Raw genomic sequence first — 18,754 nt, 5'->3', positions numbered from 1 at the left:
CGTTACTTACTTGCGTCGCCGTACCAGACACGAAAGCCGTTCCACGTCCAGTTCTTCACGCCCGGGCTGATACCCGCGCTGTTGTACATCTGAAACATGATGGCCATCGGGCCTTTCTCCATGACCTCTTTTTGCAGTGCGGCATACATCTCGCTACGTTTGGCATCGTCCGGCTCCAGCAGGGCGGCCTCTACTTTCTGGTTCATCTGCGCGTCGTAATAGGCGGCCCGCCAGCTTGGGTACTGCGTGGCGCGCGCCTCTTTGCGGTTATCCGGGTTGAACACCAGCCGCGAGGCGTTACCGTAAGCATCCGGTACCGGGGTTTGCCACGCCATCATTGCGCTCTGGAACTCGCGCCCGCGCGCCCGACTAAACAACTGGGCGTTTGCCATACGTTCCAGCGTTAGCTTCACGCCAATTTTCGCCGCGTTTTGCTGGATGCTCTGGGCAATGGGCGCGGAGTGCGCCAGAGTGCCGAAAATGACCGAGGCGCTGAAGCCCTCCGGGTAACCGGCTTCTGTCAGTAGCTGTTTGGCTTTTGCCAGATCGAGTTTGAACGGCTGACCCTCTTTTTCATCCAGCGCACCGAAGGCACCAATCTGTACAAAACTGGCGCGCGGCACGCCGAGATAGGGCATCACGCTTTTGCCCAGCCCGTCGTAATCAATCAGGTAGCGCATCGCGAGGCGCACTTTTTCGTTTTTGAAAATCGGATCTTCGTTGTTGAAGGTCCAGAAAAAGAGCTGCGGCTTGAGGACTTTCTCCACGCGAACTTTGCCGCCTTTATCGAGGGTCTCCAGATCGTCTGCCGACAAATCGCGGGCAATATCGACATCGCCCTGGGTCAGCAGTAGGCGCTGAGTGCCAGTTTCCGCCACATGGCGGATCAGCACGCGCTTCAGCACCGGCGCTTTGCCCCAGTAGTGATTGTTTGCCTGCAACATCACCCCTTCACCGGCATTCCAGCGCACCAGTTGATAAGGCCCAACGCAGGCGGTATGGGTGGTGAGATATTTGTGGCCGAAATCACCGTCGACCGCCTCTTTTTCCACCACTTTGCGGTTAATCAGCGACGAGACATTATTGGCCGCCACCGCCTGTAACACGAGGCTGGTGGGGTAGGGTTTGTCCAGTTGCATGACCAGTGTTTTGTCATCCGGGGCGGTAATGCGGCTGTCGACATTCTCTTTGGTAAAACCGTACTCGGTGATTTGCGCGGCGTTGCCATAGCCGAGTTTCACCACGCGCTGCATCGACCAGGCGAGATCGCCCGCACTGGCGGGTGAGCCGTCCGGGAAGGTGAGGTTATCCTGCAAGTGGAAGGTGAGGGTTTTACGGTCGTCCGACACGTCCCAGCTTTTCGCCATCAGCGGCGTCAGCTTCTTCTCATCTTTCACATCAAAATCAACCAGCGTATCGCAGGTGTTGGCGTAAATTTCGCTGGTGACCACTTCGCCAATTTGCGCCGGATCCCAGGTGCTGATGGCGTCGATATTCCACGCCATTACCAGCGAGTCCGGCGGCGTGGCGGCCTGCGAAGGGAGGCTAAAAACGCTGGTCAACGCCAGCGCGGCGGCAACGGGAGTCAATTTCATGGCGTGTCCTTATAGGGTTTCCGGGCGGGGCTGGATAGGCGGTTTGACCTCTGCCGGAATTGGGCAGTGGTACGGTTTTTCGCTCACCTGCTCGAAGTGCGCTTTTTTCACCTGCGCCAGCAACACTTTGTCGGTCAGCACATCCACGGCGGTTGCTGCCATCACCTTCGCCACGTGAGCGAGGCCTTTATGGGCGGCGGGCATTTTGCCCTGCGCGGTTAACTGCCAGGAGTGACCCGGCGTACCGATCGCCATGGTGGGAATGTGCGCCTGCACGGTGGGCAGCACCCAACTCACATCGCCGACATCGGTGGAGCCAATCATCACTTCACCGTGGGTATCAAGCGGGATGATGTAGTCGCTGAGCGGTTTCGGTTTCGCCGGTTTGATCCCGGTTTTGCGATAGCAACTGGCGATTTCCTCGTCAGAAAGCGTGCCCTGAATTTCAGCAGCAAAGGCCAGGTCGGCATCGTCGAACGGTACCGGGCCGAGGGTTTCCAGATTACGCTGCATCGCCTCTTCCAGCGGACGGTTGCCCAGCAGGTTGGAGACCGCGCTCATGATGCTGATGTCTACTTTGGTATCGGTCATCATCGCCGCGCCGTGCGCCACGCGCTTCACCCGTTCGTTCAGTTCAAACATGGCGTGCACATCGCGGGCGCGAATAGCGTAACGCACGGCGGCTTTCGCCTGCACCACGTTCGGCGCGATACCGCCGGAATCCAGCATCGCGTAGTGGATACGGGAATCTTGCGGCACATGCTCGCGTAAGAACTGGACGCCGACGTTCATCAGTTCTGCGGCGTCCAGCGCGCTGCGCCCGAGATGCGGCGAAGCGGCGGCGTGAGACGAGCGGCCGGTAAAGAAGAAGTCCATGCGGGTGTTAGCCAGCGACAACGGTTTTGCCACTTCGTGATGGGCGCTCGGGTGCCAGGTGATCGCGACATCAACGCCATCAAACGCCCCGGCGCGCGCCATAAACGATTTTGCCGCGCCGCCTTCTTCCGCCGGGCAACCGTAGTAGCGCACGCGGCCCGGCGTGCCGGTCTCTTCCAGCCAGGCTTTCAGGGCGGTGGCGGCGAGCATTGCCCCGGAGCCAAGCAGATTGTGCCCACAGCCGTGGCCGTTGCCGTTACCCGGTAGCGGCGAGTAGTGCGCAACGCCAGCGGCCTGGCTCAGGCCCGGCAGGGCGTCATATTCGCCAAGAAAAGCGATGATTGGCCCACCAGCGCCTGCTTCGCCCATCACGGCGGTAGGGATGTCCGCGACGTTTTCGGTAACGCGAAAACCTTGCGCTTTCAGCATTGCGGTATGTTCAGCCACTGAACGGTATTCGGTGTAGCAGATTTCCGGTGTGCCCCAGACTCTGTCGCTGAGATCACAAAAATCCTGCTGGTGTGCTTCTACCCATTTCCAGACTAACGCTTTGTTTTCCATGATGCTCCCCAGTGTGGTTGATCGGGATGACGTCAGGTCAGAATGCGGGCAAACGTTTTGAAAAGGCCAATGAGCAATTCACACCGGCTATTCCGTTTTTGCATAGTCTGCCGCCATCAGGCGGCATGCGCGGTTTCACTCTGCTGGATCAACTGCCAAAGTTGTTCCGCCTGCGGGTTACGCAGCACCGGCTGGCGGTAGAGGCGGATCGCCAGTTTGATCTCCCACTCGCTGCTTCCGGCACGCACCAGCATTCCATTCGACAGCTCTGCATGCACCAGGCTCAGGGGCAGCCAGGCCACACCGCCGCCCGCCAGCGTCATCGCTTTCAGGTTGGCCGACATGCCATTTTCATAGACCGCCTCCAGCGGCAGGGGATGTTCGCCGAGCATCTGTGCCAGCGCATGGGCAAAAAAGGAGTGGTGACCGTAGCTCAGCCACGGGATCGGGCGGCCCTCAGGGTTGATGGGGTAGAGCGGCTGGCCGCTGCTGTCCGGGCGGCAAACCGGGATCGCCCACTCGCGCCCGAGCGGGATCATCGGGTAAGGCGCAAGCTGGTGGATAAGCGACACCGCATCGTGAGCGTAAGTGAGCAGAAAGTCGGTTTCGCCGCTGTGCAAGGTGGCAATGTGTTCGACAAAACTCGGCTTGGAGTTGCACATGCGGATATAGCCCAACTGCTGTTGCAGGTTCAGGCGCTGGATCCAGTCCGGGAAAAAGGTCAATGACAGGGTGTTGAGCATGGCAAAACGCAGCACCGCCGTACGGGAGCGAAAGCGCTGGTTGAGATCGTTGCGTAAATGGGTCATGGCGAAGACCGTTTCGCTGGCGGTGGCGAGGAAGCTTTCGCCTTCCGGCGTCAGGGTTACGGGGTAGGTTTTGCGATCGAATAACGGCACACCAAGCCACTCTTCCAGCTGGCGGATGCGGCGGCTTAATGCGGATTGGGTGATGTGTCGCTCATCGGCGGCGCGCGTGAAGCTAAGACTGCGGGCAACACTGAGAAAATCTTCAAACCATTTCAATTCCATAGCGATACCTTGCGAAATGAATGGGAAAACGTCTCCAAAGTAAAATCAGCACGCAAGAAACGCGCCAGTCTCGCAGCCGGGCGCTGGTGCGGGATGAGGAGAAAGGCGTTGGGGGAGGCCACCATGATTGCGCAGAAAGTGCACTCTCAGAGTGCAATGTTGCAATATTAAGTTGTATTATTAATGCATCTTAACTATTGGTGATGCGTATGTCTGGGCCACGGATCCTGCGGGAAAAATTAACCATTCGGAAGATGATTGCGCTTTATCAGCGTGGCTGCCCGGATGCGGTAAGCAGCGCGGCGCATTATGCGGATTTATACACTTACGCCGAAAAGCGGCTGGATAAGTGCGTGTTCGGCGAAGAGAAACCGGCCTGCAAGCAGTGTCCGGTGCACTGTTATCAGCCCGCAAAGCGTGAAGAGATGAAGCAGATTATGCGCTGGGCAGGGCCGCGCATGTTGTGGCGACACCCGATTTTGACGGTGCGGCATTTGATCGATGATAAACGCCCGGTGCCGGAGCTCCCGGAGAAGTACAGACGCAAATAAATGTCATCCGTTGAAATGCCCGATGGCGCTAACGCTTATCGGGCCTACAGCTACACGTTGTTTATTTTTGAGCGCAAGCCTCACAGCGGGGGTGTTGAGTCCCCGCCGAAATCGGCGAACCGAAGCGTGAATGACCAGGTCTGGACGCCAGGGATGGCGGCCAGAGGCGAACCGAGACAGGATGTCGAGTCGAGCCGCCCGCAGGCAGACACGCGGGAGGTGAGCGCAGTGCGAAGCACCGATTTCCCTGCGGGGCCGCGGGGATTGACAAAGGGAACGCGGTGTTCCCCTTGTCCCGTTCACCGTATGTGGCGTTTCTGAAACCACCAAACGCCTGGTGAACGGAACCTTTCCACAATCCCGGCATATATGTCCGATAAGCGCAGCGCCATCGGGCAAATCGCTACAACGCTTTTTTATCAATCCCCAACTTTTTCATTCTGGAAAGCAGCGTCGTGCGCTTAAGCCCCAGCCGCTGGGCGGCACCTTTTGGCCCGGCGACCACGCCGTTAGTTTCCCGCAGCACGCGAACAATCAATTGATACTCATCTTCCCCGTCGCGCGCGGCTTCTGCCGGTTGCTCAACGGGAGCCTGCGGTACGGCGATTTCCGCCATCGACAACTGCAATACATTACCGCGCGTCAGCAGCACCGCGCGCTCGATAACATTCTCCAGCTCACGCACATTGCCTGGCCACTCCATCGCGCTCAGCACCTGCAACGTCTGTGCCGGAATACTGTCGATATTGCGCCCCATCTTACGGGCGATTTTGAAGGTAAACGCCTTCACCAGCAGCGGAATATCTTCCGGGCGCTCGCGCAGCGGCGGCAGATGGATCGGAAACACATTCAGCCGGTAATAGAGATCGCTGCGAAACTCGCGATCGGCGACCATCTGTTTCAGATCCCGGTTGGTCGCTGCAATCAGCCGCACATCGGTGCGGATCAGCTTATTGCTGCCGAGCCGCTCAAACTCCTGTTCCTGCAACACGCGCAGCAGCTTCGGTTGCAGCTCCAGCGGCATATCGCCCACTTCATCAAGAAACAGCGAACTTTTATCTGCCAGTTCAAAACGGCCAATCCGCTGGGCGCTGGCCCCGGTAAACGCGCCGCGCTCATGGCCGAACAGGTCACTTTCCAGCAGCCCTGCGGGCATCGCCGCACAGTTCATTTTCACCATCCGACGGCCGTTGCGATCGCTCAGGTTATGAATCGCCCGCGCGATAAGCTCTTTGCCGGTGCCGGTTTCACCGAGGATCAGCACCGTGCTGTTGCTCTGCGCCACCATGCCGACCTGTTTAAGCACGTTCGACATGGCCTCACTGCGCCCGATAATCTCGCCAAACTCGCTATCGACATTGTTCAGTTGCTCCGTCAGCGCCAGGTTCTCATCCACCAGCCGCTCTTTCAGGCGGTGGATCTCCTGGTAGGCCAGCGCGTTATCCACCGCAATGGCGATTCGTTCGGCAATCTGGCGCAGCAGTTTCAGGTTCGCCTGGGTAAACACCTCTTTCTGGCACTGCGCCAGCTTCAGTACGCCAAGCGGGTTTTTCCCCGACATCAACGGCAGCAGGCACAGGGTCTGGATTTTATTGCCCCAGGTTTCAAACAACATGCGCTCGTAGGGCGCGAGTTTGTCGTGTTCGTGCAGGTTGAGTAGCAGCATCTCTTTGCTCTGAAACACCCGCTCGGTGAGGGTGCCCGCTTCGTCAGCTTCCTGCGTTTCGTGGGTTGGATTGGCCTCGTCCAGATAATGGGTGGAATAGATAGTCAGCTTGCCTTTACGGCTACCGCGCAACACCAGGCTGATGGCGTCGATGCCGAAGTAGTAGTGGATCTCTTTGGCGACTTCGCTGACCAGCTCATCCATATGCAGCCGCGAAAGCACCGCATTGGTGATGGCCACCAGAATGCGAAAATCATCGCGCTCCTGGCTCAGAGACTCAACGTCCGGCGTCAGATTGTCGCGGCTTTGTAACTGCTCGGCGACCACGGCGACCAGTTGCGTCAGCGTGTGCAAACGGTCAATCTCCCGCTCGCTCCATGGCCTGTCGTCATGACGGAAAAACTCGCAGCCGCCAAAAATTTTCCCCTCTGCCGCCAGCGGCAACAGGGCGTAATGGGCGAATGCGGGATAGATCCCGCTGTGAGCAATGGCAGGCCACGTCTCGTCAAAGGTGTGAGGAGTGCAGTGCAGCGCCTGCGGATGGGAAAGAATATGCCGTACCGGCCCGCTTGCCAGCAGGATCTGATCGCAATATTCTGCGCCTTTTTCCGGTGCCTGCACGCCGTAGCGGCTTGCCCGGTGGCTGTCTGCATGCCACAGAACAATCGCCGTGCTATCCGCAAGCCCCGCCTGACGGGCCAGCCGGGTTAGCGTCTCGCAGAGCGCCGCCATGTCCGGCTGCTGTAATAAAATCCGTGTAATATCGAACAGCCCTTGCTGCCCGAGATCGCTCATCGGTGTATACGCCATTTTGCTCATCCAGGAACACACCAACAGGTGTGAAAAAAATAAAAAAACCTAGCAAATCCGCGGCAGCGGCTCCGCATGGGGTAAATCTAAAAGGCGTTTTACGCCATAAAGCCCTGCCAGCCGCACACCTTTGTGTTCGACCACTTCCCCAATTATTGCTGCATCGCGCCCTAATGGATGAGCGCGTAATTGTGCCAGCACCTGCTCTGCGGCCTCGCGCTGTACGGCAATCACCAGTTTTCCTTCATTGGCGAAATTGAGCGCATCCAGCCCCAGCAGCTCGCAAACCCCGCGCACTGCCGGTTTGACCGGCAAACTCCGCTCATTTAATTCAATGCCATAGCCGCAAGACGCGGCAAATTCATGCACCACTGCGTTAACACCGCCACGGGTGGCATCGCGCAGGGCTTTCACGCCGGGAATATGGCGTAACTGCGCGATCAGCGGCGTTAATACCGCACAGTCGCTGGTAAGTTCGCCGTCCAGCCCTAGCCCTTCACGTAAGTTGAGAATGGTGGCACCGTGATCGCCAAGTGTACCGCTGACCAGCAACACATCACCCGGCTGAAGTGACGCTGCCGCCCAACGAAGGGAGGTTGGGATAGCGCCGATCCCGGCGGTATTGATAAACAGTTTGTCCGCCGCGCCGCGCTGCACCACTTTGGTATCACCGGTCACAATGGCGATATCGGCGCGGCGGGCGGTTTCCGCCATGCTCTCAACCACGCTTTTCAGCGTTGCCATCGGCAGGCCTTCTTCGAGGATAAAACCGCAGGAGAGGTAGCGCGGCGTGGCGCCGCTAACGGCAATATCATTCGCCGTGCCGCAGACCGCCAGCTTGCCGATATCGCCGCCGGGGAAAAACAGCGGGTCGATAACATAGCTGTCGGTAGAGAAGGCCAACCTGTCGCCATCCGCTGCCAGCGTGGTTAAATCAAGGCGCGCCTGATCTTCCTGCTCCGCCAGCCACGGGTTGGCAAAGGCTTCCATAAAAAGCTGGCTGATTAGCTGCTGCATCGCCTGGCCGCCGCTGCCGTGCGCCATCTGGACGTCATTCATGCTTCACTCTCCTGAGCGCGATAGTGATACCAGGCCGCGCAGGCGCCTTCGGACGAGACCATCAATGCACCAAAGGCCGTTTGCGGGTTACAGGTGTTGCCAAAGAGCGGGCACTGGTGCGGTTTGCATCGCCCGGTCAGCACGTCGCCGCAGCGGGCGCGCGGGTCGTCATAGACCTGCTGCACCGCCGGGCGAAAATTCGCTTCGGCATCGAAACGCTGGTAGTGCTCTGTCAGATGGACGCCGGACTCGCCAATTAACCCCAGCCCGCGCCATTCGCTGTCGCCGCGTACCGTAAACACCTCGGCGATGGCAGCCTGCGCCAGCCGGTTGCCCTCATCCGGCACTACGCGGCGGTACTGGTTTTCCACCTGGCTGTGGGCGGAAATTTTCTGTTCGACCAGCATCACCACGCCCTGTAACAGATCCAGGGGTTCGAAACCCGCCACCACTAACGGGCGCTGAAACTCATCGGCGATAAAAGTGTAAGCCTCTGTACCGATCACCATGCTGACATGGCCGGGCGCGAGAAAAGCATCAATGCCGTTATCCGGCTGTTCGAGCAGGCTGCGCAGCGTCGGAATCAGCGTAATGTGCTGGCAGAAGAACCAGAAATTGTCGATATCACGCGCTTTCGCCTGTTGCAGCGTAATGGCGGTGGCGGGCATGGTGGTTTCGAAACCGAGACCAAAGAACACCACTTTGCGCTGCGGATTTTTTTCCGCCAGCGCCAGCGCGTCCATCGGTGAATAGACAATGCGCACATCCGCGCCGCGCGCTTTCGCCTGCAATAGCGAACCGTTTTTCCCCGGCACGCGCATGGCATCGCCAAAGGTGCAGAAAATCACCTCCGGGTGGCTGGCAATCTCCACGCAGGTATCAATGCGCCCCATCGGCAGCACGCAAACCGGGCAGCCAGGGCCGTGGATAAACTCAATATTGTCCGGCAATAGCTGGTCGAGGCCGAACTTGAAAATGGCATGGGTGTGACCGCCGCACACTTCCATAATGCGCAGCGGGCGCGCTTCGGTGTAAGTGAGATGCGTTGCCCGTTCGCGCAGGTGAGCAATCAACTGCATCACCTGTTCCGGGGCGCGGTATTCATCGACAAAACGCATTATTTCTCCTCGCCGTAGAGCAGCGCGCCGATATCGGGTTCGACATCGAACATGTTTTGCAGCGCTGCCAGGGTATCCAGCGCTTCGTCTTCGTTAATCACGCTCATCGCGAAACCAACATGCACCAGCACCCACTGCCCAAGGCGCGACTGGCCGTTTTCGTCATGGCTGCCGACGAGGGTTAAATCCACATCGCGCTGAATACCGCTGACATCCACTTTGGCCTGTAAGCCATTAATGGCACAAATTTGACCCGGAACGCCTATACACATCGTTGCGTCTCCAGCCAGTCAAGCCACGCGTCCATGCCGTCGCCTTTGGTGGCGGAAACCAGCAGGATCTCAATGTCCGGGTTCACTTCCCGTGCGTAAGCGATGCACTGTTCAACGTTGAAATTAAGGTACGGCAGCAGGTCGATTTTATTGAGTAACATCAGCGAGGCGGCGGCGAACATATGCGGGTATTTAAGCGGCTTGTCTTCCCCTTCGGTGACGGATAACACCGCCACTTTATGACGCTCGCCGAGATCAAACCCGGCCGGGCAGACCAGGTTGCCGACGTTTTCGATAAACAGAATGCCGTGTTCATCAAGGGGCAGGCGCGGCGCGGCATCGGCAATCATCTGCGCATCAAGATGGCAGCCTTTGCCGGTATTGACCTGAATCGCCGGGGTGCCGGTGGCGCGAATGCGCGCGGCGTCGTTGACAGTTTGCTGATCGCCTTCGATAACCGCGCAAGGGAGGCGATTTTTCAGGCGCTGGAGCGTTTCCGTAAGCAGGGTGGTTTTGCCGGAGCCGGGGCTGGACACGAGATTCAGTACGAGCTGTTGGCGGGCGGCGAAGCGGGCGCGGTTGCGGGCGGCGATCTGGTTGTTTTTATCCAGCACGTCGATTTCGACTTCCAGCATCCGCCGCTGGCTCATGCCTGGCGCATGGGTTCCGGCTTCACCGTGACCATAATGCAGATCGCCGGAATCGAGCTGCGTCGGGCTGAAATTGTCGGTTTTCACCCCGGTGATTTTTAACGCCGGGCGGTTCGCCGGGGCGAAAGGCGCGCCGCGAAACGCGGAGTGGGGATTATGCTCGTCACCTTCTATATAAAGGTTTCCGTCCTGACAACCACATGTTGTACACATTGTTTACTCCTCAATTTCCAGTCGCTGAATTTGCATTCCGTCATCGGCGACGATCTGCAACTGGTCGCTGTGGCATTGTGGACAGCGGCGCACACGCTGGCTAAGTAACGTGACGTATTGCTGGCAAGACTCACACCAGCACTCGGCCTGTTGTTCTTCGATGTGCAGTGTACAACCTTCCGCCAGGCTGCCACGGCAAACCAGATCAAAACAAAACGTTAAAGCTTCCGTTTCGACGCAAGAAAATGCGCCAATTTTTAGCCACACGGCGGTGACTTTTCGGGCACCGTTCGCCGCCGCCTGTTGTTCAATCACTTCCAGCGCACGCTGGCACAGGGTTATTTCATGCATAACGCCTCCTCATGGCTTTGCCGCCTTAGATGCAATAACAGTGCCACCGCCGGTTTAGTCACTGTGACGATGTCGAACATGTCGAGATGACACGTCGAAATCTTCTGCTATCCCACTTTATTTTCATAAAAATCAAGCAATTAAAATTTGGCACGGATGATGCTTTACCGCCGTTGTTTCAATTAACCGGGTAAGCAGACATGACGATTTGGGAAATTAGCGAAAAGGCAGATTACATCGCCGGGCGGCATCACCGCCTGCAAGACGCGTGGCGCAATTACTGCAACGCGCTGGTTCAGGGGATTACGCTCTCCAGAGCGCGTTTACATCACGCCATTGGCTGTGCGCCGGAACAGCAGCTCAGTTTTGTCCTGTTCGAGCACTTCACGGTTTACATCACGCTGTCCGGCGGCTTTAACGGCCACACCATCGAATACGCAATTGCCAACAAAGATAGCGACGATAAGCACGTGATTGGCGAGGCCTGGCTCACCAGCGATGGCAAAGTCGATGGCGTGTTCAGCGCGCAGGATCGTGAAAAAGTGCTCGAGCACTATCTCGACAAAATCGCCACCGTTTACACCACCCTGTACGTCGCCATGGAAGCGGATACGCCGGTCAATCTCGCCACGCTGGCGCTGGCCTGAGTTTGGGTGTCGACGGGTGTCGAAGTGACACGCCGGGCGACACGTTTCGTCAAAAATGACCGCCCGTAAGCCGGGTGAATCACCTGAGGATGAACTGGTGAACCGTTTTGTAATTGCCGATTCCGCACTGTGTATTGGCTGCCACACCTGCGAAGCCGCCTGCGCGGAAACGCACCGGGCGCATGGGCTGCAAGCCATGCCGCGCCTGCGCGTGATGCGCAATGAACATGAATCCGCGCCGCAGCAGTGTCACCATTGTGAAGATGCCCCCTGCGCAGGCGTCTGTCCGGTCAATGCCATTAACCGCATCGATGGCGCGGTGCAGCTTAATGAAAGCCTGTGCGTCAGTTGCAAGCTATGCGCAATTGCCTGTCCCTTTGGCGCTATCGAATTTTCCGGGAGCCGCCCGCTGGATATTCCGGCCAACGTCAACAGCCCGAAAGCGCCCGCAGCGCCCCCTGCGCCTGCGCGGGTCAGCAGCTTGCTGGACTGGGTGCCCGGCGTTCGCGCCATCGCCGTGAAATGCGATCTCTGCCATTTCGATTCTCAAGGCCCGGCCTGCGTGCGTATGTGCCCGACCAAAGCGCTGCATCTGGTGAATAACCGTGATATTGCCCGAGCTAGCCGGCGCAAGCGCGAGCAAACCCTGAATACCGATTACGGCGATTTGTCGTTATTTACGCAGCGTAACGGGAGCGCGAAATGACTCTTCTCTCTTTGCTTAGCGGTGCCGTACTGGTGCTTACCTGCGCAGCGGCGCTGGCGTATCTCTTTACGCCAGTAAAAATCTTCAGCGGCCTGCTGGCCGGTATTGGCGGCGTCGTTGGCAGCGTGTTGGCAACGGTGACAGGCATCAGTGTCCTGCTCGACGCACAAACCCTGACCGGCACGCTCCCGCTGATTGAGTATCACATCCTGGTCACACCGCTGAGTGCAGTATGGCTGATTACCCTCGGCGTTTGCGGCGCGTTTACCAGCCTGTATAACATTGCCTGGCATCGCCATGAGCAGGTGCAAGCCAACGGTTTGCTGATCAATTTATTGCTGGCGGCGGCGATCTGCGCCGTGAGCGCGGCGAGTTTTGGCGCGCTGGTGGTAATGGCAGAGATCATGGCGCTAAGTGCAGTGTTCCTCACCGGCTGTAGCGCATCGGGCAAACTGTGGTTTGCCATGGGTCGCCTTGGCACGCTGTTGCTGGCAATTGTCTGCTGGCTGCTGTGGCAGCGCTATCAGACACTGGATTTCGCCGTCTTAAATGGACAACCGCTGAGCAGCGGCATCTGGCTGACAGGTGTTATCGGTTTTGGCCTGCTGGCGGGGATTATTCCGCTGCATGCCTGGGTGCCGCAGGCCCATGCCAACGCACCGGCTCCGGCGGCGGCGCTCTTTTCCTCTGTGGTCATGAAAATCGGCCTGTTCGGTATTTTGAATCTCTCTCTGCTCGGCGGCCAGCCGCCGCTATGGTGGGGCGTGGCGCTGCTGGTGTTTGGCATCATTACCGCCTTTGTCGGCGGGTTGTATGCGCTGATGGAGCACAACATTCAGCGCCTGCTCGCTTACCACACGCTGGAGAATATCGGCATTATTTTGCTGGGGCTTGGCGCGGGCATTACCGGGCTGGCGCTGCGTCAACCCGCGCTGGTGGCGCTGGGGCTTGTTGGCGGTCTGTACCATCTTTTCAATCACAGCTTATTTAAAAGCACGCTGTTTCTTGGCGCGGGTGCGCTGTGGTTTTCCACCGGCTATCGCGATATCGAAAAACTCGGCGGCATCGGTAAAAAGATGCCGGTTCTTTCACTGGCAATGCTGGTGGGGTTGATGGCAATGGCCGCGCTGCCGCCGCTCAACGGTTTTGCCGGAGAGTGGGTTATCTACCAATCCTTCTTTCGCTTAAGTGCGAGCGGGGAGTTCTCTTTGCAACTACTCGGGCCGCTGCTGGCGGTGGGTCTCGCTATTACCGGCGCGCTGGCGGTGATGTGTATGGCGAAAGTCTATGGCGTTACCTTCCTCGGTGCGCCGCGTACCGCACAGGCCGCAAGCCCGCGCGCGGTGCCGTGGCTGATGACGGCAAGTGTCGCGGCGCTGGCATTGTGCTGCGTCATTGGTGGCGTTGCCGCGCCGTGGTTACTACCGCGTCTGTTCGCTGCCGTTCCGCTGCCGTTACAAACCGCCAATACCGTGGTTTCACAACCGATGATGGCGCTGCTGCTGATTGCCGCGCCGCTGTTACCGCTGCTGCTGATGTTGCTGCTTAAAGGCGATCGCCTGCCGGCCCGCCGCCGGGGAAGTGCCTGGGTGTGCGGTTACGATCACGAAGAGTCGATGGTTATCACCGCGCACGGGTTTGCCATGCCGGTGAAAGCGGCCTTTGCCCCGGTGCTGAAGCTGCGCAAATGGCTGGAGCCGACGCTTCCCATTCCCGGATGGCGCGGTGAGGGCGCACCGGTGTTGTTCCGGCGGCTGGCGTTGATTGAGCTGGCGGTGCTGGTAGTTGTGGTGATTTCGCGAGGAGCCTGAAGATGAGTTTTCTGTTTGCTGCCATACAGGCGCTGGTGCTGTTCGCCCTCGCGCCGCTGCTTTCTGGTATTAGCCGCGTGGCGCGTGCGCGTTTGCATAACCGCGTAGGGCCGGGCGTGCTGCAAGAGTACCGCGACCTGTTCAAACTGCTCGGGCGGCAAAGTATCGCCCCGGCAGCGTCCGGTTGGGTGTTTCGGTTAACGCCGTTTGTGATGGTCGGGGTAATGCTGACCATCGCCACGGCGCTGCCAGTGGTGACGATTGCCTCGCCGCTGCCGGTGCTCGGCGATTTGATCACCCTGATTTACCTGTTCGCGATTGCCCGCTTCTTTTTTGTTATTAGCGGGCTGGATACCGGCAGCCCGTTTACAGGCATCGGTGCCAGTCGCGAAGCGATGCTCGGCGTGCTGGTAGAGCCGATTTTGCTGCTCGGTTTGTGGGTAGCGGCGCTGGTTGCGGGTTCCACCCATATCACACACATCACCGATACCGTTTACCACTGGCCGCTGCACAACAGCCTGTCACTGTTTCTGGCGCTCTGCGCCTGCGCTTTCGCCACTTTTATCGAAATGGGCAAACTGCCTTTTGATCTCGCGGAAGCAGAGCAGGAGTTGCAGGAAGGGCCGCTCTCCGAGTACAGCGGCAGCGGCTTTGCCGTGATGAAATGGGGCATCAGCTTAAAACAACTGGTGGTGCTGCAACTGTTTGTCGGTGTCTTTTTACCCTGGGGGCAGATGAGCGACTTTAGCGTGACGGGCTTGCTGCTGGCAGTCGTCGTGGCGCTGGGCAAACTGCTGCTCGGCGTGCTGGTGATCGCGCTGTTTGAAAACAGCATGGCGCGCCTGCGTTTTGTCGCCACCTCGCGCATCACCTGGGCCGGTTTCGGCGTCGCCTTTTTGGCTTTTGTCTCCTTGCTGGCGACCTATTAAGAGAGTTTATGCATGTCTGAAGAAAAAATCGGTCAACACTATCTCGCCGCGCTGCACGAGAAATTCCCCGGCGTGGTGCTTGATGAGGCGTGGCAGACCAAAGATCAACTGACCATCACCATCAAAATTAATTATTTGCCGGACGTGGTGGAGTTTCTCTATTACCAGCAGGGCGGCTGGTTGTCGGTGCTGTTTGGCAACGACGAGCGCAAGCTGAACGGCCATTTCGCCGTTTACTATGTGCTGTCGATGGAGCAGGGCATCAAATGCTGGATAACGGTTCGCGTCGAAGTTGATGCCCTGAAACCGGAATACCCGTCCGTGACGCCGCGCGTGCCAGCGGCGGTGTGGGGCGAGCGCGAAGTGCGCGACATGTACGGGCTGGTTCCGGTCGGCTTGCCGGATGAACGCCGCCTGGTGTTGCCCGATGACTGGCCGGACGAACTCTACCCGCTGCGTAAAGACAGCATGGATTACCGCCAGCGTCCTGCGCCAACGACGGACGCGGAAACCTACGAATTTATTAACGAGCTGGGTGATAAGAAAAACAATGTGGTGCCGATTGGCCCGCTGCATGTCACGTCGGACGAACCGGGTCATTTCCGTCTGTTTGTCGATGGCGAAAACATTGTTGATGCCGATTACCGCATGTTTTACGTCCATCGCGGCATGGAAAAACTGGCCGAAACCCGCATGGGTTACAACGAAGTAACGTTCCTCTCGGATCGGGTGTGTGGCATTTGTGGCTTCGCCCACAGCACCGCGTACACCACCTCGGTAGAAAACGCGATGGGCATTGTGGTGCCGGAGCGGGCACAGATGATCCGCGCCATTTTGCTGGAAGTGGAACGCCTGCACTCCAACCTGCTCAACCTGGGGCTGGCCTGCCACTTTGTTGGCTTTGACTCCGGTTTTATGCAGTTCTTCCGCGTGCGTGAAGCCTCCATGAAGATGGCGGAAATCCTCACCGGCGCGCGCAAAACCTACGGTCTGAACCTGATTGGCGGTATTCGCCGCGACATGCTGAAAGACGACATGATCCAGACCCGCCAACTGGCGCAGCAGATGCGCCGCGATGTGCAGGAGCTGGTCGACATGCTACTGAGCACGCCGAATATTGAGCAGCGTACGGTGGGCATTGGCCGTCTCGATCCGCAAATTGCCCGTGATTTCAGTAACGTCGGCCCGATGGTGCGCGCCAGCGGCCATGCCCGCGACACCCGCGCCGATCACCCGTTTGTCGGTTATGGCCTGCTGCCGATGACGGTGCATACCGAACAGGGCTGCGATGTGATTTCGCGCCTGAAAGTGCGCATCAACGAAGTCTTTACCGCGCTGAATATGATTGATTACGGCCTCGATAACCTGCCCGGCGGCCCGCTGATGGTGGAAGGCTTTACCTATATTCCGCACCGCTTCGCGCTCGGCTTTTCCGAAGCGCCGCGCGGGGACGATATCCACTGGAGCATGACCGGCGACAACCAGAAACTCTACCGCTGGCGCTGCCGTGCGGCGACCTATGCCAACTGGCCGACCCTGCGCTATATGCTGCGCGGCAATACCGTTTCTGATGCGCCGCTGATTATTGGCAGCCTCGACCCGTGCTACTCCTGTACCGATCGCATGACCGTGGTTGATGTGCGCAAGAAGAAAAGCCAGGTGGTGGCCTACAAAGAGCTCGAACGTTACAGCGTTGAGCGTAAGCACTCGCCGCTGAAATAGAGAGGAACCTCGCGAGCCATGTTTACCTTTATCAAAAAAGTGCTCAAAACCGGCACGCCGACCAGCCGTTATCCGCTGTCGCCGATGCCGGTCGATAAAAACTTTCGCGGCAAGCCGCAGCACAACCCGCAGCAGTGCATTGGCTGCGCGGCGTGTGTCAATGCCTGCCCGTCGAATGCGCTGTCGGTGGAGACCGATCTCGCCACCGGCGAGTTAGCCTGGCAGTTCAATCTGGGGCGCTGCATCTTTTGCGCCCGCTGCGAAGAGGTGTGCCCGACGGCGGCAATTACGCTTTCGCAGGAGTTTGAACTGGCGGTGTGGAACAAAGCCGATTTCCTGCAACAGTCGCGCTTTGAACTGTGCCAGTGCCGTGAGTGCGCGCGCCCGTTCGCGGTACAAAAAGAGATTGATTACGCCATCGCGCTGCTGGCCCACAATGGCGATACCCGCGCGGAGCAGCACCGGGAAAGCTTTGAAACCTGCCCGGCGTGCAAACGCCAGAAGTGCCTGGTGCCATCCGATCGTATTGAATTGACCCGCCATATGAGAGAGGCCAGCTAATGAGCCAGTTATTAGGTCCACGCGACGCGGACGGGATCCCAGTGCCGATGACGGTGGACGAATCCATCGCCAGCATGAAAGCCTCGCTGCTGAATAAAATTAAACGCTCTGCCTATGTCTACCGCGTGGACTGCGGCGGCTGCAACGGTTGTGAAATCGAAATTTTCGCCACGCTTTCGCCGCTGTTCGATGCCGAACGCTTCGGGATTAAAGTGGTGCCGTCGCCGCGTCACGCTGATATTTTGCTGTTTACCGGCGCGGTAACGCGTGCGATGCGCTCGCCTGCGCTGCGGGCGTGGCAATCTGCGCCGGATCCCAAAATCTGTATCTCTTACGGCGCGTGCGGCAATAGCGGTGGTATCTTCCACGACCTGTACTGCGTGTGGGGCGGCACCGATAAAATCGTGCCGGTGGATGTCTATATTCCCGGCTGCCCGCCAACGCCTGCCGCCACGCTGTATGGGTTTGCTATGGCGCTGGGGCTGCTGGAGCAGAAAATCCATGCGCGTTTGCCCGGTGAGCAGGACGACCAACCGGCGGAGATTTTGCACCCAACGATGGTGCAGCCGCTGCGCGTAAAAGTGGATCGCACCGCGCGCCGCCTGGCGGGCTACCGTTATGGTCGCCAGATTGCCGACGACTACCTGCGCCTGCGCAGCGCCGGTGAGCATGAAGTGGTGCGCTGGCTGGCGCAGGAGAACGATCCGCGCCTGACAGAGATTGTCAGCCATCTTAACCAGGTGGTGCAGGAGGCGAAAATCTGATGGGCGAATCGGTGGTCTTTAGCCAGCTGCGGCGCAAATTTATCGACGAAAATGACGCAACGCCCGCGCAAGCGCAGCAGGTGGTCTATTACAGCCTGGCTATCGGCCACCATCTTGGGGTGATCGACTGCCTGGAAACGGCGCTCTCGTGCCCGTGGGAAGCGTACCTGGCGTGGATCGCCACGCTGGAGGCGGGCAGTGAAGCGCGGCGGAAAATGGAAGGCGTGCCGCGCTACGGCGAAATTGTTATCGACAGCACGCACGTGATGTTACTGGCAAATGCCTTTGACCGCGCGCTGGCGCAGCAAACCGCGGCGCAGCAGGCCTGGAGCCGTGAACTGCTGTCGATGCTGCACGATATTTATCAGGAGAGCGCCATCTATCTGATGGTAAGGAGACTGCGTGACTGACGTGTTGCTGTGTGTTGGCAATAGCATGATGGGCGACGATGGCGCAGGCCCGCTGCTGGCGGAGATGTGCGCGGCAAACCCGGCGGGCAACTGGCGGGTGATCGACGGCGGCAGCGCGCCGGAAAATGATGTGGTCGCCATTCGCGAATTGCGACCAGCGCGGCTGTTAATTGTTGATGCGACCGATATGGGGCTTAACCCCGGAGAGATCCGCGTGGTCAACCCGGACGACATTGCCGAGATGTTCCTGATGACCACCCACAACATGCCGCTCAACTACCTTGTCGATCAGCTCAAAGAGGATGTTGGCGAGGTGATTTTTCTCGGCATTCAGCCCGATATTGTCGGTTTTTACTACCCGATGACGCCGCCGGTAAAAGCGGCAGTCGAGACGATTTACCAGCGGCTGGCAGGCTGGCAAGGGCAGGGCGGTTTCGACAGCCTGTGATGC

Annotated in this window: 19 protein-coding genes; 10 read left to right on the top strand and 9 right to left on the bottom strand. The window is 58.6% G+C overall.

Annotated features, from left to right (window positions below; all coding sequences use genetic code 11):
* Positions 1-2 precede the first annotated feature (2 nt).
* The 3 genes from Q5705_16510 to Q5705_16500 form a co-directional block, all read right to left on the bottom strand.
* Positions 3-1,595 (bottom strand): ABC transporter substrate-binding protein, encoded by a 1,593-nt coding sequence (locus tag Q5705_16510; GenBank protein WLI76175.1) that lies wholly within the window; start codon positions 1,593-1,595, stop codon positions 3-5.
* Positions 1,596-1,604: 9 nt separating this feature from the next.
* Complete coding sequence (locus Q5705_16505; protein ID WLI76174.1) at positions 1,605-3,032, bottom strand: M20 family metallopeptidase; 1,428 nt, start codon at positions 3,030-3,032, stop codon at positions 1,605-1,607.
* A gap of 116 nt (positions 3,033-3,148) precedes the next feature.
* Positions 3,149-4,063, bottom strand: a complete 915-nt coding sequence (locus Q5705_16500) for a LysR family transcriptional regulator (protein ID WLI76173.1) — start codon at positions 4,061-4,063, stop codon at positions 3,149-3,151.
* Positions 4,064-4,272: 209 nt separating this feature from the next.
* On the opposite strand from Q5705_16500, the gene Q5705_16495 reads away from it, so the two are divergent.
* Positions 4,273-4,614: a nitrous oxide-stimulated promoter family protein gene (locus tag Q5705_16495; protein WLI76172.1), complete on the top strand. Its 342-nt coding sequence runs from the start codon at positions 4,273-4,275 to the stop codon at positions 4,612-4,614.
* 403 nt (positions 4,615-5,017) lie between these two features.
* Here Q5705_16495 and flhA read toward each other — a convergent pair whose 3' ends face one another.
* From flhA to hypA, 6 genes are read right to left on the bottom strand one after another with little or no spacing between them, the layout of a single operon-like run.
* The gene (gene flhA, locus Q5705_16490) at positions 5,018-7,090 is read right to left on the bottom strand and encodes a formate hydrogenlyase transcriptional activator FlhA (protein ID WLI76171.1); all 2,073 of its coding nucleotides are present in this window, start codon (positions 7,088-7,090) and stop codon (positions 5,018-5,020) included.
* 48 nt (positions 7,091-7,138) lie between these two features.
* The gene (hypE, locus tag Q5705_16485; GenBank protein WLI76170.1) at positions 7,139-8,149 is read right to left on the bottom strand and encodes a hydrogenase expression/formation protein HypE; all 1,011 of its coding nucleotides are present in this window, start codon (positions 8,147-8,149) and stop codon (positions 7,139-7,141) included.
* Positions 8,146-9,267 (bottom strand): hydrogenase formation protein HypD, encoded by a 1,122-nt coding sequence (hypD, locus tag Q5705_16480; protein ID WLI76169.1) that lies wholly within the window; start codon positions 9,265-9,267, stop codon positions 8,146-8,148. The genes hypE and hypD overlap by 4 nt, the downstream gene beginning before the upstream one ends.
* Complete coding sequence (locus Q5705_16475) at positions 9,267-9,539, bottom strand: HypC/HybG/HupF family hydrogenase formation chaperone (protein ID WLI76168.1); 273 nt, start codon at positions 9,537-9,539, stop codon at positions 9,267-9,269. The genes hypD and Q5705_16475 overlap by 1 nt, the downstream gene beginning before the upstream one ends.
* Positions 9,530-10,402, bottom strand: a complete 873-nt coding sequence (gene hypB, locus Q5705_16470; GenBank protein ID WLI76167.1) for a hydrogenase nickel incorporation protein HypB — start codon at positions 10,400-10,402, stop codon at positions 9,530-9,532. Before hypB ends, Q5705_16475 begins: the two co-directional genes overlap by 10 nt.
* A gap of 3 nt (positions 10,403-10,405) precedes the next feature.
* Positions 10,406-10,753: a hydrogenase maturation nickel metallochaperone HypA gene (hypA, locus tag Q5705_16465; protein WLI76166.1), complete on the bottom strand. Its 348-nt coding sequence runs from the start codon at positions 10,751-10,753 to the stop codon at positions 10,406-10,408.
* A gap of 200 nt (positions 10,754-10,953) precedes the next feature.
* Here hypA and hycA point away from each other — a divergent pair, with 200 nt between their 5' ends.
* From hycA to hycI, 9 genes are all read left to right on the top strand, one after another.
* Positions 10,954-11,400, top strand: a complete 447-nt coding sequence (hycA, locus tag Q5705_16460; protein WLI76165.1) for a formate hydrogenlyase regulator HycA — start codon at positions 10,954-10,956, stop codon at positions 11,398-11,400.
* Positions 11,401-11,497: 97 nt separating this feature from the next.
* Complete coding sequence (locus tag Q5705_16455) at positions 11,498-12,106, top strand: 4Fe-4S dicluster domain-containing protein (protein ID WLI76164.1); 609 nt, start codon at positions 11,498-11,500, stop codon at positions 12,104-12,106.
* Entirely contained in the window at positions 12,103-13,917 is a 1,815-nt protein-coding gene (hycC, locus tag Q5705_16450) for a formate hydrogenlyase subunit 3 (GenBank protein ID WLI76163.1), read from the top strand. Before Q5705_16455 ends, hycC begins: the two co-directional genes overlap by 4 nt.
* Before the next feature lie 2 nt (positions 13,918-13,919).
* The gene (locus tag Q5705_16445; protein WLI76162.1) at positions 13,920-14,846 is read left to right on the top strand and encodes a respiratory chain complex I subunit 1 family protein; all 927 of its coding nucleotides are present in this window, start codon (positions 13,920-13,922) and stop codon (positions 14,844-14,846) included.
* 12 nt (positions 14,847-14,858) lie between these two features.
* Positions 14,859-16,568: a formate hydrogenlyase subunit HycE gene (gene hycE / locus Q5705_16440; GenBank protein ID WLI76161.1), complete on the top strand. Its 1,710-nt coding sequence runs from the start codon at positions 14,859-14,861 to the stop codon at positions 16,566-16,568.
* 18 nt (positions 16,569-16,586) lie between these two features.
* Entirely contained in the window at positions 16,587-17,129 is a 543-nt protein-coding gene (locus Q5705_16435) for a formate hydrogenlyase complex iron-sulfur subunit (protein WLI76160.1), read from the top strand.
* Positions 17,129-17,893: an NADH-quinone oxidoreductase subunit B family protein gene (locus Q5705_16430; protein WLI76159.1), complete on the top strand. Its 765-nt coding sequence runs from the start codon at positions 17,129-17,131 to the stop codon at positions 17,891-17,893. The genes Q5705_16435 and Q5705_16430 overlap by 1 nt, the downstream gene beginning before the upstream one ends.
* The gene (locus Q5705_16425; protein WLI76158.1) at positions 17,893-18,303 is read left to right on the top strand and encodes a formate hydrogenlyase maturation HycH family protein; all 411 of its coding nucleotides are present in this window, start codon (positions 17,893-17,895) and stop codon (positions 18,301-18,303) included. The genes Q5705_16430 and Q5705_16425 overlap by 1 nt, the downstream gene beginning before the upstream one ends.
* Positions 18,296-18,751 carry a hydrogenase maturation peptidase HycI gene (gene hycI, locus Q5705_16420; GenBank protein ID WLI76157.1) on the top strand — a complete coding sequence of 152 codons (456 nt, stop codon included), beginning with the start codon at positions 18,296-18,298 and terminating at the stop codon, positions 18,749-18,751. The genes Q5705_16425 and hycI overlap by 8 nt, the downstream gene beginning before the upstream one ends.
* Positions 18,752-18,754 lie beyond the last annotated feature (3 nt).

This window comes from Kosakonia sp. H02, assembly GCA_030704225.1.
Lineage (GTDB): Bacteria > Pseudomonadota > Gammaproteobacteria > Enterobacterales > Enterobacteriaceae > Kosakonia.
The sequence above is the reverse complement of the archived record's forward strand: the minus strand, read 5'-3'. Positions and strand labels throughout refer to the sequence as shown.

Excerpts from the sequence above, each read along its gene's own strand:
- Q5705_16510 (WLI76175.1), bottom strand. The coding sequence starts at position 1,595 with ATGAAATTGACTCCCGTTGCCGCCGCGCTGGCGTTGACCAGCGTTTTT.
- Q5705_16505 (WLI76174.1), bottom strand. The coding sequence starts at position 3,032 with ATGGAAAACAAAGCGTTAGTCTGGAAATGGGTAGAAGCACACCAGCAG.
- Q5705_16500 (WLI76173.1), bottom strand. The coding sequence starts at position 4,063 with ATGGAATTGAAATGGTTTGAAGATTTTCTCAGTGTTGCCCGCAGTCTT.
- Q5705_16495 (WLI76172.1), top strand. The coding sequence starts at position 4,273 with ATGTCTGGGCCACGGATCCTGCGGGAAAAATTAACCATTCGGAAGATG.
- flhA (WLI76171.1), bottom strand. The coding sequence starts at position 7,090 with ATGGCGTATACACCGATGAGCGATCTCGGGCAGCAAGGGCTGTTCGAT.
- hypE (WLI76170.1), bottom strand. The coding sequence starts at position 8,149 with ATGAATGACGTCCAGATGGCGCACGGCAGCGGCGGCCAGGCGATGCAG.
- hypD (WLI76169.1), bottom strand. The coding sequence starts at position 9,267 with ATGCGTTTTGTCGATGAATACCGCGCCCCGGAACAGGTGATGCAGTTG.
- Q5705_16475 (WLI76168.1), bottom strand. The coding sequence starts at position 9,539 with ATGTGTATAGGCGTTCCGGGTCAAATTTGTGCCATTAATGGCTTACAG.
- hypB (WLI76167.1), bottom strand. The coding sequence starts at position 10,402 with ATGTGTACAACATGTGGTTGTCAGGACGGAAACCTTTATATAGAAGGT.
- hypA (WLI76166.1), bottom strand. The coding sequence starts at position 10,753 with ATGCATGAAATAACCCTGTGCCAGCGTGCGCTGGAAGTGATTGAACAA.
- hycA (WLI76165.1), top strand. The coding sequence starts at position 10,954 with ATGACGATTTGGGAAATTAGCGAAAAGGCAGATTACATCGCCGGGCGG.
- hycC (WLI76163.1), top strand. The coding sequence starts at position 12,103 with ATGACTCTTCTCTCTTTGCTTAGCGGTGCCGTACTGGTGCTTACCTGC.
- Q5705_16445 (WLI76162.1), top strand. The coding sequence starts at position 13,920 with ATGAGTTTTCTGTTTGCTGCCATACAGGCGCTGGTGCTGTTCGCCCTC.
- hycE (WLI76161.1), top strand. The coding sequence starts at position 14,859 with ATGTCTGAAGAAAAAATCGGTCAACACTATCTCGCCGCGCTGCACGAG.
- Q5705_16435 (WLI76160.1), top strand. The coding sequence starts at position 16,587 with ATGTTTACCTTTATCAAAAAAGTGCTCAAAACCGGCACGCCGACCAGC.
- Q5705_16430 (WLI76159.1), top strand. The coding sequence starts at position 17,129 with ATGAGCCAGTTATTAGGTCCACGCGACGCGGACGGGATCCCAGTGCCG.
- Q5705_16425 (WLI76158.1), top strand. The coding sequence starts at position 17,893 with ATGGGCGAATCGGTGGTCTTTAGCCAGCTGCGGCGCAAATTTATCGAC.